Raw genomic sequence first — 16,816 nt, 5'->3', positions numbered from 1 at the left:
ACCGCGGCCGATGCCGCACACAGCAACACCGCAGCCGATGCCGCACACAGCAACACCGCAGCCGATGCCGCACACAGCGCGGCCGATGCCGCGCCCAGCGACACCGCGGCCGGTGTCGCGCAGCCGTCCCCTACCGCGGTACGGCCGCGATCCGCGCCCGGTCAGTCGTCGGCCGCGATCAGGCTGGCCGGGCGCATGTCGGTCCAGTTCTTCTCCACGTACGCCAGGCACGCGTCCTTGGTGTCGGGCCCGAAGACCGATCGCCAGCCCGCTGGGATGTCGGCGAACGACGGCCACAGCGAGTGCTGGTTCTCGTCGTTGACCAGCACGTGGAACCGGCCGTCGGGGTCGTCGAACGGGTTCGTGCTCACTGTCGTGTCCCTTCCTCGGTCGCTTGGTCGCCGAACACGATCTCGTCGGCCAGCGCGGACAGCGGCAGCTCCGGCTGCGTGGCCGCACGGCGGAGAATTCCCAGCAGCTGGTCGATCAGCCGCCGTACGGTGGCCGGCCGGAACAGGTCGTCGGCGTAGGCCAGGTGACAGTCCACCGGTCCGTCGCCCTGCGGCTGGTAGAAGCTCAGCGTCAGGTCGGCAGGCAGGGCGCCGGTCGGCACCGCCTCGAGCGTGCCAATGGCGCCTTCCAGCGTCGTCATGTCCGGCTGCTCGTGCTGGACCACCAGCACCTGCAGGGCGGTCAGCCCCACCGCGTCGGCCACGTCGCCGAATGCGATCTCGGCGGCGTCCAGCGCGCTGAGCGTGACCTGCCTGACCCTGCCGACCAGCTCCGCGAAGCTGGGGTCCCCGCTGGTGTCGGTGCGCAGCAGCACGACGTCGGCGAAGCAGCCCACCAGGTCCGCCAGCCGGTCGTCCGTCCGCCCGGCGACCAGCGAACCGATCGGCAGGTCCGTGCCCGCGCCGTGCGCCGACAACAGGGCGGCCAGCGCGGCGTGCAGCACCATGTACATGCTGGCGCCGGTGTCGGCCGCCAGCCGCTCGATGTCCGCCCGCAACTGCTCGTCCAGCTCGAACGCTACGACAGCGGCTTCCCCGTGCGTTCCCGGCCTGCGGATCCGGTCGGCGGGCAGCCGGAGGCGGACCGGCATGCCGAACAGCTCCTCGAGCCAGTACTCCACCAGTTCGGCGGCCCGGCTGTCCATGTCCTCGGGGTCGCCGAGCCGGTCGAGCCGCCATCGCGCGTAGTCGCTGTAGGTGGTGGACAGGGGCGCCCAGCCCGGCTCGACGCCCGCCGTCCTGGCCCGATAGGCGATGTTCAGATCGCGCAGCAGCGGCACCACCGACCATTCGTCGGCGCCGGTGTAGTGCAGGCACAGCAGCAGCGCCTGCGCATTGTCCGGGCCGGTCAGCAGGGTCGCCCGCAAAGGCGGTTCCCTGGTGAGGTCGACCGGCTCCGCGGCCAGCTCGCGCACCCGGGCGTCGATGTCGGCGCAGAACTCCTCGGCCAGCTCCGGGGGTTCGGTCGCCACCCTGGCGGTCCCGTCCTCGGTGAACCGGGTGCGCAACGGCTCGTGCCGCTGCACCACGTCCGCCAGCGCATCGGCCAGGGCGTCGGTGTCCAGCGGCCACGCCGACCGCAGCACCAGGGCGTGATCGAACCGCTGGTGCCGCTGGTGCGACCGCAGCGGCCACCGCTGCGCCGGGGCCACCGGCAGTGCCTCGCCGGAGCCGTCGGCCGTGCCACCGGTCGTGACGCCTGCCGAGCCGGGGCCGTACCGGTGCAGCTCGGGCTCGGCAGGCGCTGCGCGGTCGGCCAGCCTTTCCGCCAGCCGTTCCACCGTCGGCGCGTCGAACACGTCGCGGATGGTCAGCTCCGCCGACAACTCGCTGCGGATCCGGCCGAGCAGCCGCATGGCCGCCATGGAGTGGCCGCCGAGCAGGAAGAAGTTGTCGGTGATGCCGACCTCGTCCAGCCCGAGGACTTCGGCGAACAGCGCGGCGAGCGCGCGTTGCTCGGGAGTCACGGGCGCGACCGAGCCGGTCATCGCCGACCAGTCCGGGGCGGGCAGGGCGCGCCGGTCGAGCTTGCCGTTGGGGGTCAGCGGCAACGGACCGTCCAGCGGCACGACGAGCGCCGGCACCATGTACTCCGGCAGCTGCGCGGCGACGTGCGCCTGCAGCTGGGCGGGGTCGACCGGCCCGTGCACGTAGGCCACCAGGCGCACCAGGTCGCCGGTGCGGTCGGCCACGACGGCGGCCTGCCGCACCTCGGGGTGGCCGGTCAGCACGGCCTCGATCTCGCCGAGCTCGACCCGGAAGCCGCGCACCTTGATCTGCGTGTCGACCCGGCCGAGGAATTCCAGTGTGCCGTCCCGCCGCCAGCGGGCCAGGTCCCCGGTGCGATACATCCGCGCGCCGGGTGGCCCGAACGGGTCGGCGACGAACCGTTCGGCGGTCAGGCCCGGCCTGCCGAGGTAGCCGCGGGCCAGCCCGCGCCCGCCGACGTACAGCTCCCCCGCCACACCCGGCGGGACCGGCCGCAACGCGGCGTCCAGGACGTAGCAGCGGGTGTTGGGGTCGGGCACGCCGATCGGCACCGGCCCGGTGAACCCCGGTTCGGGATGCCACAGCGTGGAGTTCACCGTGGCCTCGGTCAGGCCGTAGGCGGCGATCAGGGTCGTCCGCGGGTGCCGGGCGAACAGTTCCGGGGGAACGGTCTCGGTGCCGACCAGGCAGGTGGCCCCCGCGGGCAGCTCGCACTCCGGCGGCAGTGCCGACACCAGCGACGGCGGCAGGATCATGTGCGTGATCGCGTGCTCGGCCAGGAACTCGGTCAGCTGCGGCCCCGCGACCCGCGCCTGATCGGTGATCAGCACCAGGCGGCCGCCGTAGCCGAGCGCCATGCACAGCTCGAACACCGCGACGTCGAACCCGATCGACGCGAACTGCAGCACGTGCGAGTCGCGTCGCAAGCCCATCCGGTCGAGCGCGGTGGCGATCAGGCTGCCGATCCCTTCGTGCGAGACGACGACGCCCTTGGGCTTGCCGGTGGAGCCGGACGTGTAGATGACGTAGGCGGCCTGGTGCGGATGCACCGGCAGCTGGATCGGATCGTCGTCGAGGACGGCCAGCTCGGCGGCGATGCGCGGTTCGTCGAGCACCACCCGCTGCACGCCGGGCACCGCGGGCAGTTTGCCTTCCGCTTGCTCGGTGGTCAGCACCACCGCGGCGGACGCGTCGCCGAGCATGTACGCCAAGCGGTCGGCCGGGTGCGCCAGGTCGAGCGGGAGGTAGGCGGCGCCGAGCTTGAGGGTGCCCAGGATCGCCGCGACCTGGTCCAGCGAGCGCGGCACCGCGATGCCGACGATGCTCTCCGCGCCGACGGACCGCGCCTGCAGCAGCCGGGCGATCCGGTTGGCGCGGGCGTCCAGCTCGGCGTAGGTGTACTCGTGCCCGGAGTCCACCACCGCGACCGCGTCCGGTTGCTCGGCGACCAGCCGCGCGAACAGCTCCGGCAAGGGCGCCTCGTCGACGTCCCGTGCGGTGTCGTTGAATGTCTCCAGCACCCGCTCGGCCTCGTCGTCGACCAGCACGTCCACCGCGTCGATCGGCTGGTCGGGGTCGGCGGCCAACGCGGTCAGCACGGCCTGCAGTCTGCGGCCGAGCAGCGCGACGGTGTCGGCGTCGAACAGTTCGGTGGCGAACTCCAGCGTGCAGCTCAGCCCGCTGCCGATCACTTCGGCGAAGCTGAACACCAGGTCGAACTTGGCGGTGCGCGCTTGCACCTCGACCGGCTCGGCGGTCAGCCCGGGCAGGCCGAACGCCTGACCGGTCTCGCGGGCGTGGTAGCCGACCATCACCTGGAACAGCGGGTTCCGTCCCGGGCTGCGCGGCGGGTTGAGGCGTTCCACCACCCATTCGAACGGCACGTCGGCGTGCGAGAAGGCGGCCAGGTCGGTGTCCTTGACCCGGGCGAGCAGTTCGCGGAACGTCGGCCTGCCGGAGGTGTCGGTACGCAGCACCAGGGTGTTGACGAAGAAGCCGACCAGATCCTCCAGCGCGTCGTCCGTTCGCCCAGCGATCGGCGCGCCGAGCGGGAGGTCATGGCCCGCACCCAGCCTGGTCAGCAGCGCCGCCACGGCCGTGTGGGCAAGCATGAACATGCTGGTGCCGGTTTCCCCGGCCAGCCGTTTCAGCCCCTGGTAGACCTGCGCATCGACCTCCACCGTGTGCTCGGCGCCGGCAAACGAAGGCCGGGCCGGGCGTGGCCGGTCGGCAGGCAGGTTCAGTTCATCGGGGGCGCCGTCGAGTGTGCGCTGCCAGAAGTCCAGCTGGCGGGCGGCCAGGCTGTCCGGGTCGGTGGGGTCGCCGAGCAGTTCCCGGTGCCAGAGCGTGTAGTCGCCGTACTGCACCGCCAGCGGCTCCCACTGCGGCTCCCGGCCCGCGCTGCGCGCGGCGTAGGCGGTGGCCAGGTCGGTCAGGAACGGCCGGTCGGACCACTCGTCGGTGGTGATGTGGTGCAGCACCAGGGCCAGCACGTGCTCGGTGCTGGACACGGCGAAGACGGTGGCGCGCAGCGGCACATCCCTGGCCAGGTCGAACGGCCGGTGCAGCTCGTCGGCGATCGCCTCCTGGGAAGCGCCCTCGACCACGCGCAGGTCGGGCCGCGCCTGGTCGGCGGGCAGGACGCGCTGATGAAGCACGCCCTCCCGCTCGACGAAGACGGTGCGCAGCGACTCGTGCCGCCGCACCACGTCGGCCAACGCCTCGCGTAGCGCCGCCACGTCGAGCGGGCCGTGCAGCCTGCTCAGCAGCGGGAAGTTGTAGGCAGCGGAGGACTGCTCCAGGTTCTGGATCAGCCAGAGCCGTTGCTGCGCCGCCGAGGCGGGCAGCTCGGCCGGGCGCTGCCGTGGTGTCAACGGCGGCCGCTCGTCACCGCCCCGGCCGAGCCGCCGCACCAGCTCGGCCACCGTCGGAGCCTCGAACAGGTCGCGGATGGCCAGCTGAGCTCCGAGCACCCTGCGGGCACGGGCGATCAGCCGGGTGGCCAGCAGCGAGTGGCCGCCCAAGTCGAAGAAGCTGTCGTCCAGTCCGACGCTGCCTGCGGGCAGGTCGAGCGTCTGCTCGAACAGCCCGCACAGTGTGCGCTCCTGCTCGGTGCGAGGCTCGCGCCGCTCGGCGGACGTGCGGGCGGCGGGCTCGGGCAGTGCGGCGACGTCGAGCTTGCCGTTGACCGTGAGCGGGATGGCCTCCACCGGGACCAGCGCCGCCGGGACCATGTAGTCCGGCAGCCGCTGCTTCAGGTACTCCCGCAGCGTGCCGAGGTCGGCGCTGTCGTCGGCGAGCACCACGTATCCGATGAGCCGCTTGGCGTGGCCGCTCCCCCGCGGCACGACGACCGCTTGCCCGACCTGCGGGTGTTCCGCGAGCACGCTGGCGATCTCGCCGGGCTCGACCCGGTACCCGCGCACCTTGACCTGGTCGTCGGTCCGGCCGAGGAAGTCGATCCCCCCGTCCGGGCGCACCCGCACCAGGTCGCCGGTGCGATACATGCGCGAACCCGGCTGTCCGAACGGGTCGGCGACGAATCGTTCCGCGGTCAGCCCCGGGCGGTTCAGGTAGCCGCGCGCCAGGCCCACCCCGGCAATGTAGAGCTCGCCCGGGCACCCCGGCGGGACGGGCCGCAGCGCCGCGTCGAGCACGTACGCGCGAGTGTTGAAGATCGGCCTGCCGACCGTGGGGGCCGGGCTGTCGGCGGTGGATGCGCCGAGAGTGTTGATGGTGTACTCGGTCGGCCCGTAGAGGTTGTAGCCGTAGGTGTGCTCGGTCTCCCGCAGCGCCGACCACACCGCGTCCGGCACCGCTTCGCCGCCCAGCAGCACCAGCGGCGGGCGGTGCGCCCGCGGCCCGGCTTCCAGCAGGCCCTCCTCGATCAGCAGCTGGGCGTAGGTGGGCGTCACGTTCACCACGTCGATGCGGTGCTCGTTGCAGTAGGCCACCAGCGCGTGGGCGTCGCGGCGAAGCTGTTCGTCGCAGATGTGCACCTCGTGCCCCTCGACCAGCCACAGCAGTTCTTCCCACGACATGTCGAAGGCGAACGAGACGGTGTGGGCGATCCGCATCCGGCGGCCGCCCGCCGCGGCGATGGCCGGCTCGAAGATCTCCACCTGGTGGTTGAGCTGCATGTTGGTCAGGCCCCGGTACGGCGTGACCACGCCCTTCGGGCGGCCGGTGGATCCCGAGGTGTAGATGACGTACGCCGGGTACTCGAGCCTGTTCGGCACGCCCGGTGCGAACGCGGGATTTTCGTCCCTGGTGAGCGGTGACGCCGGATAGGAGTCCAGCAGGCCGGGTTCGTCGAGGCAGATCGCGTCTTCGACCAGTCCGACGTCCGACGTCGACAACACGCACAGCGGCTGCGCGTCGGCCAGCATCGCCCGCAGCCGATCGGCAGGGTGGTCGAGGTCCAGCGGCAGGTAGGCCGCGCCGGTCCGCAGCACGGCGAACAACGCCACGACCATGTCGAGCGAGCGGCCGAGGGCCAGGCCGACGATGCGCTCGGGCCCGGCACCCCGCGCCAGCAGCAGCCGAGCCAGCTGGTTGATGCGCGCGTCCAGCTCGCGGTAGGTCAGTCGCTGCTCGCCGAAGACCAGCGCGATCTCGTCCGGTGTGCGCTCGGCCTGGGCGGCGAGCAGGTCTGCGATCGTCGCATCCGGGAGCTTCCGGGTCGTCGAGGTCCAGTGCTCGCGAATCTCCTCGTCCTCGCCTGGCGCCGCCACCGGCAGCTGGGCAACCGGCGCGTCGGTGCTGTCCGCCATGCGTTCCAGGACGGCCAGGTAGCGCTGGACGATCCGCTCTGCTTCGTCCTGGGTGAACACGTCCGGGCGGTAGGACAGCGTGACCAGCGTCCGCTCGTCCGGCGTGATGATCATGGTCAGCGGATAGTGCGTGGCGTCGATGGCCGAGAACCCGTCGATGCCGTAGGCGTCGCGCAGTTCGCGTAGCTCCTGCTCACCGCCGCCGGGCCGGTGCACGAACACGGTGTCGAACAGCACCCGGTGACCGGATTCCGCCTGGATGGTGCCGAGCCCGAGGTATTCGTGCGGCATGACGGCCGTGCGCTCCCGCTGGTACCGCCGGAGCACGGCGGCCACGGTCTCCCCGGGGTGCAAGCGCACGCGGGCGGGCACCGTGTTGACGTACATGCCGATGGTGGACTCGACGTTCGGGATCGCCGCCGGGCGCCCGGCCGTGGCCATCCCGAACACCACGTCGGGGGAGCCGGTCATGGTCGACAGCACATGTCCCCAGGCGGTGGCGTAGAGGGCGTTGGCGGTGACCCCGACGGCTCGCGCCGCGGCGTGCACGCGTGCGGTCAGCTCCGCATCCAGCCGGACGTCGATGTTCTCCGGCAGGCACGACGTGCCGGTCTTGTCGCCCGCCACCAGGGTCGGCTCGGCCAACCCGGCCAGGGCGTCCCGCCATGCCGCCAGCGCGGCGTCGACGTCCTGGCGGTCCAGCCACTCCAGGTAGTCCCGGTAGCTGCCGGGGGTGTCGGTGAGCACCGAGGAGTCGCCGTCCGCCTGGTAGAGGGCGAACAGCTGGCGCATGAACAGCAGCGTGGACGGTCCGTCCCAGGCGATCATGTGCCCGGACAGCACCAGCTTGTCGCGCTCCGGCCCCAGCCTGAGCACGGTCAGCCGGCACAGCGGCGGCTGGTCCAGAGCGAACCGACGGGTCCGGTCTTCGGCCAGGAATTCCTCGACACGCCGCCGCTGCTCGGCCTCGTCCAGATCGCCGAGGTCCAGCAGGGTCAGCGGGATGGCCGGATCCTCGGCGACGAATTGCACCGGCCGGGAGATGCCGTGGCTGGTGAATCCGGCGCGGAGAGCCGGGTTGCGCTGCATCACCGCCGCGAAGGCGGTGCGCAGGCGGTCGATGTCGACCCGCCAGGCGAGGTCGAAGACCGACTGCGAGGTGTAGACGTCCAGCTCGGTGGTGTCGTAGCTGGCCAGGAAGAACAGGCCTTCCTGCAACGGGGCGAGCGGCAGGACGTCCGACACCGGCCGGTCGGCCGTGATGCGGTCGATCTCGGCCTGGTCCAGCTGGACCAACGGAAAGTCCGACGGCGTGAACCCGCGCCCCGGCTCCGGCGGCTGGTGGGTGGCCAGGTCCGTCAGGGCCTCCTGCCAGGCGCGGGCGAACTCCGCGATGTCGTCGTCGGTCAGCAGCCCACCGGGCCAGGACAGCAGCGCCTCCAGCCGGCCGTCGCGCACCGCGGCGTTGATCTCCAGTGCGTGGCCCAACGGAGTGCGCGGATCATTGCCGTGGCCGAGCGGTGCGCCGTCGGAGACCGGGGAGAAGTCGCCGCCCGTCTCGCCGTCCAGCGAGAAGCGGCCCATGAAGTTGAACAGGACCTGCGCGCCGCCGGTGCCGCCTGCCCGGTCACGGGTGGCCGCGCGGACGGCCTCCTTGACCCGCTTCACCGCGCTCGGCAGATCGTCCGCCCCCGGCTCGATCCGGACGGTGTGCAGGCTGGTGAACCACCCGACGGTGCGGGTGAGGTCGACGGTGGTCCCTGCCAGGCGCGCCAGGTCCTCCGCGCGGCCGTGCCCTTCGAGATCGATCAGCACCGGTTCGTCGGCCCAGCGCCACCGCTGCAGGGCGATCGCCAGCGCGGTGAGCAGCACGTCGTCGGCGGTTCCGTGGTACGCGGCCGGCACGTCGCCGAGCAACGGTTCGGTGAGCTCCGCAGGCAGCACCAGGCTGGTCGTGCGGACAGTGGCCGCGACGTCCCTCGCCGGATCCAGCCTGCCCAGCGGTCCTGCCACCGGAAGCTCGGCGGCGTGCCGCTCCCCCGGCAGGTCGGCCAGCACCTCGGCCCATCGCCGGAACGACGTGGGAACCGGGGGAAGATCGACCGGTCGGCCGGCACGCAGCTGGCGCCAACCAGCGGCAAGGTCGTCGCAGAGGATGCGCCACGAAACGGCGTCGACCGCCAGGTGGTGGGCGACGAGCATCAGCCGCCCCGGCCGCCACACGGCGCGCAGCATGACGCCTTCTTCCGGCCGGAGCCGACGGGCCACCACCACCGGGTCCCACTCCGCGTCGTCACCACGCTCGAGGACATCCCCGGCGCGGACCGTGCCGGGTCCGGGCACCTGCAACGTCCACTCGTCACCGCGGACGAGCCGTGCGCGGAGCAGATCGTGCCGGTCGAGCAGCGCCTGCACCAGCGTCTCGGCATCGGTCCACTCCAGCTCCCGGGGAATCCGCAGGGTGACGGATTGGAAGAAGCCGTCGATCGGGGCGTCGCCTGCCACGCGGGCCAGCCACCGGATGATCGGTGTGGCCGGCACTTCCCCGGTCCCGTCGTCACAGCGGGCGGTTTCCGGGGCTTCGCTCCGGGCGATGGCGGCCAGTGCGGCCGCCGTGCGGTGCTGGAACACGTCGCGCGGGGTGAAGATGAGGTCGCGCTCGCGCGCACGCCGCGCCACGGTGATCGACTGGATGCTGTCTCCGCCGAGCGCGAAGAAGTCCTCGTCGGGGCCGACCTTGGCCAGCCCGAGCACGTCGGCGTAGATCTCGCAGATGGCCTGCACGCGCGGGTCAGCGGCTTCGACGACGGCTTCCCTGGACAGCTCCGGCGCGGGCAGCGCCTTCCGGTCGACCTTGCCCGCCGGGGTGAGCGGGAGCTTGTCCAGCACCAGCACGTGGTGCGGGACCACGGCCGCGGGAAGGGACCGCGCCACGTGGGCGCGCAGCTCGGCGGGCTGCAGGTCGGCACCGACGACGTAAGCGACGAGTTGCACCACGCCCCGGTTGTCCGGCCGGGCCACGACCACCGCGTCCGACACCCCTTCGGCGGTGCGCAGCACGGCTTCGATCTCGCCGAGCTCGACCCGGTTGCCGCGGACTTTGACCTGGTGGTCGACGCGGCCCAGGTAGGTCAGCACGACGGTGCCGTCCTGCCGGTCCCAGCGCACCAGGTCTCCCGTGCGGTACATCCGGGAGCCGGGCGGACCGTACGGGTCGGCCACGAACCGTTCCGCCGTCAGCCCGGGCTGCCGGTGGTAGCCGCGCGCCAGCTGCACTCCGGCGACGTAGAGCTCACCGGGCTGGCCGGCCGGGACGGGGCGCAGCGCGGCGTCGAGCACCCGGAAGGCGGTGTTGTGCACAGGGGTCCCAATGGGGATGCCGTCGCGGTCGGTGCCGTCGTCGAGCTGCGGGACCCGCCAGGCCGACACCTGGACGGTGGCCTCGGTCGGGCCGTAGGTGTTGTGCAGCTCGACCCCGGTCAGTGCCTGCCAGCGGGCGGCCAGCTGGGCGGTGAGCTCTTCCCCACCCGACAACGCCACGCGCAGCGAATCCCACCAGGGTTCGTCGGCGGGGTGCTCGACGAGCGCCCGGTACAGCGACGGGACCAGGTCCATGACGGTGACCCCGGCCCGGCGGATCAGCGCGGTGAGGTAGTCCAGGTCGGTTTGGCCGCCGGGTCGTGCCACCACCACGGTCGCCCCGGCGATCAGCGTGGCCAGCACTTCCTCGATCGACGGGTCGAAGCTGGCCGAGCACTGGTGCAGCACGGCGTCGTCCGGCCCCAGGTCGAAGTGCTCCACCACCCAGGACAGCTGGCTGACCAGCGCGGCGTGGTCGATCACCACGCCCTTCGGGCGGCCGGTCGACCCCGAGGTGTACATCACGTAGGCCGCGTCGTGGCCACGCGGTGCAGTAGGCGCAACGGGGTCGACCGCCACCGTGCGCACGTCCTCGGGCGTCAACGTGACCTCGGCTCCCGAGTCGGCGAGCATGAACTGGCGGCGTTCCGCCGGGTAGTCCGGGTCCACCGGCAGGTACACGCCCCCGGCCATCAGCACGCCCAGCATCGCCACCACGGACTCGGCCGAGCGCGGAACGGACACCGCGACCACGCTCTCCGGACCGACCCCGCGGGAACGCAGTGATCCGGCTACTCGGGCGGCCCGATCCGCCAGTTCCGCATAGGTCAGCACGGCATCGTCGGCCTGCACCGCGGTCGCGTGCGGCCGGCGCTCGGCCTGCGTCAGGAACAGCTGCACGACGGTGGCATCGCCGTGGTCGCGCGGCTGCCCGCGCATGCCCGTGGCCAGCGCTCGCCTGCCGGGCTCGTCGACCAGGTCGAGCCTGCCCACCGGGCGATCGGGCGCCACCGCGAACTGGTGCAGCACCTGCTCCAGCGCGGTGGCGACGGCTTGTGCCCGCTGTCGGCCGATGCGGTGCGGGTCGTGGTTGATCTCCAGGCGCAGGGTCCGACCCGGAAGCACGGTCACGGTGAACGGGTAGTGGCCCGACTCGACGAACCGCACGTCGGTGATGCGGACCGTGCCCGCCGGGTCGCGGACCTGGTCCGGCATCGGATAGTTCTCCACCACCACGAGCGTGTCGAACAAGTCGCCGTCGGCGCCGGCCAGGCGCTGCAGCTCCCCGAGTCCCAGGTGCTGGTGCCCCAGCAGCTCGACGTGGGCGGACTGCACCTGCCCGGCCAGCCGGGCCAGGCCCACGTGGTGATCCGCCTGCACCCGCACCGGGACGGTGTTGACGAACAGCCCGACCATCGACTCGATGCCGGGCACGTCGGCGGCGCGGCCGGACACCGTGGTGCCGAACACCACGTCGGCACGGCCGGTGAGCCTGCTCAGCACCACGCCCCAAGCGGCTTGCGCGACCGAGCTGAGGGTGAGCCCGCGCTCGCGAGCACGAGCCGTCAGCTGCTGCGTGACGTCCGCGGGCAGGTCGATCACCAGGCGCCCGGTCGCGCCTTCGGTGGAGGCTTCGCCGCCCGGCGGCACCAGGAACGTCGGCCCGGCAAGCCCGTCGAGCGCTTTCCGCCAGGCTTGGCGCGCGGTCTCGTCGTCACGGTCATGCAGCCAGGCGTGGTAATCGCGGTACGACGGGGCCGGTGGCAGCGTGCGCGCCGCGCCATCGGGGGCATACGCGGCGAGCAGGTCGGACAGCATCAGCGGCACGGACCAGCCGTCGGCCACGATGTGATGCACCGTCAGGATCAAGTGCCCGCCGCCGTGGCCCGGCACGTAAGCCGCACGCAGCAACGGCGCCTGGCCCACGTCGAACCCGCGCCCGCGTTCGACTTCCGCGACGTCGTCGACAGGGCCGTCGCTCACTGTCCACGGCACGGTGACCGACTCGGCGATCACCTGCACCGGGCGGCCGCTGTCGAGTTGGCGGAACGCGGCGCGAAGCGGTGCATGCCGGTCCACCATCGCCTGCACGGCACGCCGCAGCGCGTCCGCGTCGACTTCGCCGCGCAGCTGCACGATCTGCTGCACCACGTAGGTGTCGTGGGCGTCGGCGTGCGCGTGGAAGTACAGGCCCTCCTGCAGGGGCGTCAGCGGCAGCAGATCCTGCACCGGCCCGTCGGCGGTGAGCTGGTCGACCTCGTGCTGCTCGAGATCGACCAGCGGGAAGTCGGACGGGGTGGGGCCCCCGACGGCACCGCTGTCGAGGGCAGCCAGCTCGGTCAGTACTTCCTGCCACAGCCGCGCGAACTCCCCGGCTTCGTCCTCACCGAGCAGCCGTCCCGGCCAGGACACCCGTGCTTCCAGCCGGCCGTCGCGCACCAGCGCGTTGATCTCCAGCAGGTGGGTCAGCGGCATGCGCGGGTCACGGCCGTAACCGAGCGGCTGGCCGGACATCGGGCCGAACTCCCGGGTATCGGCGTCGAATCGCCCCAGGTAGTTGACCAGCACCTGCCCGCGGCCGGGGATGTCCAGCACTCCGTCGTGCTGGACCGCGCGGCGTGCCTCCTTGGCTCGCTTGACCGCGCCGACCACGTCGCCACCCGGATCCAGGCACACCGTGTGCATGCTGGTGAACCAGCCGACGGTCCGGGTCAGGTCGACCCGCTTCCCCCAGAACTGGTGCGCCACGTCCTCACGCCGCCCATGCCCTTCGCGGTCGATGTGCACCGGGCCTGCCACACCCCGCCACCGGTTCACCGCAGTGGCCACCGCGGCCAGCAGGACGTCGTCCACCGTCCCGCCGACGGCAGCAGGCAGGCGGGTCACCACCGCATCGGTGACCTCACGCGGCAGGCGCACCGTCGTCGATCGTTCGGTCTCCGCCACATCCCGTCGAGCGTCCAGCGTCCTGCCGTCCAGCAGCGGCGGCGCGCTCGCGTCCGGCTCCGCCGTCGCCGACGAGCTGAGCAGCCTCGCCCAGGTCCGGAACGACGTCGGCACCGGTGGCAGGTCGATCGGCTCGCCCGCGCTCAGCTGCTGCCAGCCCCGGGCGAGGTCGTCGCACATGATCCGCCACGACACCCCGTCGACGACCAGGTGGTTGATCACCAGCAACAGTTCGCCGGGCCGCCACCGCCCGCGCAGCATGACGCCGTCCTCGGGGCGGAGCCGGGCAGCGAGCGCCGCCGGGTCCCATTCCCCGGTTTCGTCGTGTTCGAGGACGTCCGCCGCCGAGATCGCACCCGGCTCCGGCACCTGCAACGTCCAGGTCTTTCCGCGCACCAGGCGGGCACGCAGCATGTCGTGCCGGTCGAGCAGGGCCTGCACCAGTCTTACGGTGTCGTCGAAGCCCAGCTGAGGCGGAAGCCGCAGCGACATCGACTGGAAGAACGCGTCCACAGTGGCGTCGCCCACGGTGCGCGCCAGCCAGCGAACGATCGCCGTCGCCGGGACCTGTCCCCATCCGTGGTCGTCCGCACCGCGCTCCGGCAGCTGCCCGGTCACCTCGGCGACCGCGGCCAGCGCGGCCACCGTCCGATGCTGGAACACGTCGCGCGGGGTGAACCGCACGCCGCGTTCGCGGGCCCGGTTGACCAGGGTGATCGCCACGATGCTGTCGCCGCCCAGCTCGAAGAAGCTGTCCTGCACCCCGACCGACGGCAGCCCGAGCACGTCGGCGAACAACTCGGCCAGCAGCGACTCCAGCGGGGTGCCGGGGGCGTCCGACCCGGTCACCGCGGTCCAGTCCGGGTCGGGCAGCGCCTTGGTGTCGAGTTTGCCGTTCGGGGTCAGCGGCAGCGGCCCGTCGAGCACCACGAACGCCGACGGCACCAGGTAGTCCGGCAGCTTCTCGGACAGCCTCTCCCGCACGTCGGCGACGTCGATCCGCTGCCCGGACAGGTGCGCCACCAGGCGCTTGACCCCGCGATGGTCGGTGCGCACGCCGACCGCCGCCTGCGCCACCCCCGGGCAGGCCAGCAAGGCACTCTCCACCTCGCCCGGCTCGATCCGGTGACCGCGGATCTTCACCTGCGCGTCGGTGCGGCCCAGGAACTCCAGCGTGCCGTCGGCGGCCCAGCGGACCCGGTCACCGGTCCGATACATCCGCGAACCCGGCGGACCGTACGGGTCGGCGACGAACCGTTCCGCGGTCATCCCCGGCCGGTTCAAGTAGCCGCGTGCCAGCCCGCGGCCGCCGACGTACAGCTCGCCTTCCACGCCGGGCGGCACCGGCTGCAGCGCCGCGTCGAGCACGTAGCAGCGGGTGTTGGGGTCCGGGATCCCGATCGGCGGCGTTCCGGGGCGGCTGGGATCGGCGAGCCACAGGGTCGAGTTCACGCTCGCCTCGGTCAGCCCGTAGGCGACCACCACCCGCAACCGGTCCGCCCACCGCGCCACCAGCTCGGCGGGCACCGCTTCGGTGCCCACCACCAGCACCGCGCCCGCGGGCAGCTGGGCGTCCTCGGGCAGGGCGGCGACCAGCGACGGCGGCAGGATCATGTGGGTCGCCCGGTGCTGGTGCAGGTAGTCGGTGAGCGCCCGCCCGGCCACCCGCCGCTCGGCGGGCACGATGATCGCCGTGCCGCCGACGCAGAGGGACATGATCAGGTCCCACACGGCCACGTCGAATCCGATGGACGCGAACTGCACCACGCGCGATTCGGCGGTGACGCCGAGCCGTTCGGTGGCCGTGACGATCAGGCTGCCGACACCGTCGTGCGTGACCACGACACCCTTCGGGCGCCCGGTGGATCCGGACGTGTAGATGACGTACGCCGGATCCTGCAGCCGTACCGGCACGTTGGGGTTCTTGCCGTCGAAGGCCGCCAAGGCATCGGCGACCTGTTCGTCGTCGATGACCAGGCATGCCACCCCGCTGACGTCCGGCACGTACTCCACCAGATCCCGGTTCGTCAGCACGGTCCGCGCACCGGCGTCCTCCAGCACGTAGGCCAGCCGCTCGGCGGGATGGTCGGTGTCCAGCGGCAGGTACGCCGCACCCGCCTTCAGCACCGCGAGCAGCGCGACCACCAAGTCCGTCGAGCGCGGCAACGCCACGCCGACGACGTCCTCGCTGCCGATGCCGCGGGCGATCAGCAAACCGGCGAGCCGGTTGGCGGCGGTGTTCAGCTCCCGGTAGGTCAGCCGCTGGTCCTCGCACACCAGCGCTTCGGCGTCGGGGGTGCGGGCGGCTTGCGCTTCGAACGCGGCAGGCCAGGTGACATCCTCGGCCGGATGGTCGGCGACCCCCAGCGTGTCGATCAGGTGCCTGCGTTCGGCGTCGGTGACCAGCTTCAGCCGGGCGAGCTGCTGGTCCGGCGCGGCGGTCAACGCGTCGAGTGTGGCCAGCAGCCGGGTGCGGTGCTCGGCCATGTCGGCTTCGCCGGTGACCGCGGCGTCGGCGTCCAGGTCGATGCGCAACCCGGCTTCGTGCCGGTCGGTGACCGTGATCGTCACGTCGTTGAGCGGACCGAGCCACAGCGGGTCCCAGGCCAGCCGCAGATCACCGAAGACGGGTTCGACGAACGGCAGCACGTTGACCGTCGGCCCCACCAGGTCGGCCACCCCGTCCGCGCTGCCCAGTTCCTTGCCGAGCTCTTCACCTCGATAACGCACGTGCGGTCGCACCGCGCGCACGGCGGCGTCCGTGGCTTCGATCAGCTCCGCACCGGTCATCTCGGGCCGAACGGTCAGTCGCAGTGGCACCACGTTCGACGCCATGCCCGGGACGGCCCGCTGCACCTCGGTCAGCCGCGCGGTGACCGGCAGGCCGATCGTGACGTCGACGGCGCCGGTACGGCGATGCAGGTACGCGGCGACCGCGGCGATCATCACCCGCGAGGGGCGGACACCTGCCCGCTCGGCGGCCGACCGCACGGAAGCCGATCGCCGTTCGTCGAGCACGACGGAGGCGCGGATGCCGTCCCGCACCGCCCGCTCACCACGCGGCACCAGCCGCGCGGGTTCGCCGGCACCCGACAAGTACTGATGCCAGAAGCGCTGATCGGCGACGAAGTCCTCGGACGACCGATAACGGGCGTCGTCCTCGTACAGCCGGACCGCCTCCCACGCCGGGGCTGGACCCGCCGCCTCCGGATCGGTGTAGAGGGCGCCGGCACGCATGGTGAGCAGGCCCACGCCGTAGGCGTCGATGAGAATGTGGTGGTAGCGCTGATACCAGACCACCCAGTCGTCGGCCAGGCGCAGCAGGACGTGCCGGAACAACGGCGGCCGAGCCAGGTCCACCGGCTGTGTGCGGTCCTGCCGCATCAGCTCGTCGGCCACCGCCGCCGGATCGTCCGCATCCCGCACGTCGACCAGATCGACCTGGACCGGCAGCCGAGCGGGCACCAGCCTCGGCTCGCCGACCGTCCCGGTGACGCGGTAGTGCAGGCAGTCGGTCTCCGTGACGGCCTGCTCGGCCACCTGGCGCAGCCTGCCGACGTCCACCCGGCCGCGCAGGTCGAGCCGGAAGGCGATGTTGTACATCGGGTTGTCCGGCTCGAGCTGCTGAGCCAGCCAGATCCCGGTCTGCGCCCCGGTGAGAGGCACGCCGCCCTGACCCGGCCGAACATCGCACATCGGTGGTCTCCTGCCTTCTCGACACGTCCGGTGCGCCCGCGC

At 72.3% G+C, this 16,816-nt stretch carries 2 protein-coding genes; both read right to left on the bottom strand.

The window, feature by feature from the left end:
• Positions 1 to 161 precede the first annotated feature (161 nt).
• Complete coding sequence (locus CXP56_RS10970; protein WP_028847742.1) at positions 162 to 371, bottom strand: MbtH family protein; 210 nt, start codon at positions 369 to 371, stop codon at positions 162 to 164.
• Positions 368 to 16,774, bottom strand: a complete 16,407-nt coding sequence (locus tag CXP56_RS10965) for a non-ribosomal peptide synthetase (protein ID WP_286900999.1) — start codon at positions 16,772 to 16,774, stop codon at positions 368 to 370. The genes CXP56_RS10970 and CXP56_RS10965 overlap by 4 nt, the downstream gene beginning before the upstream one ends.
• Positions 16,775 to 16,816: the final 42 nt, after the last annotated feature.

This window comes from Thermocrispum sp., from assembly GCF_002919275.1.
Lineage (GTDB): Bacteria > Actinomycetota > Actinomycetes > Mycobacteriales > Pseudonocardiaceae > Thermocrispum > Thermocrispum agreste.
This window is presented reverse-complemented; position numbering and strand designations above follow the sequence as displayed.

Coding starts and splice junctions, on each gene's coding strand:
- CXP56_RS10965 (WP_286900999.1), bottom strand. CDS start 16,774: ATGTGCGATGTTCGGCCGGGTCAGGGCGGCGTGCCTCTCACCGGGGCG.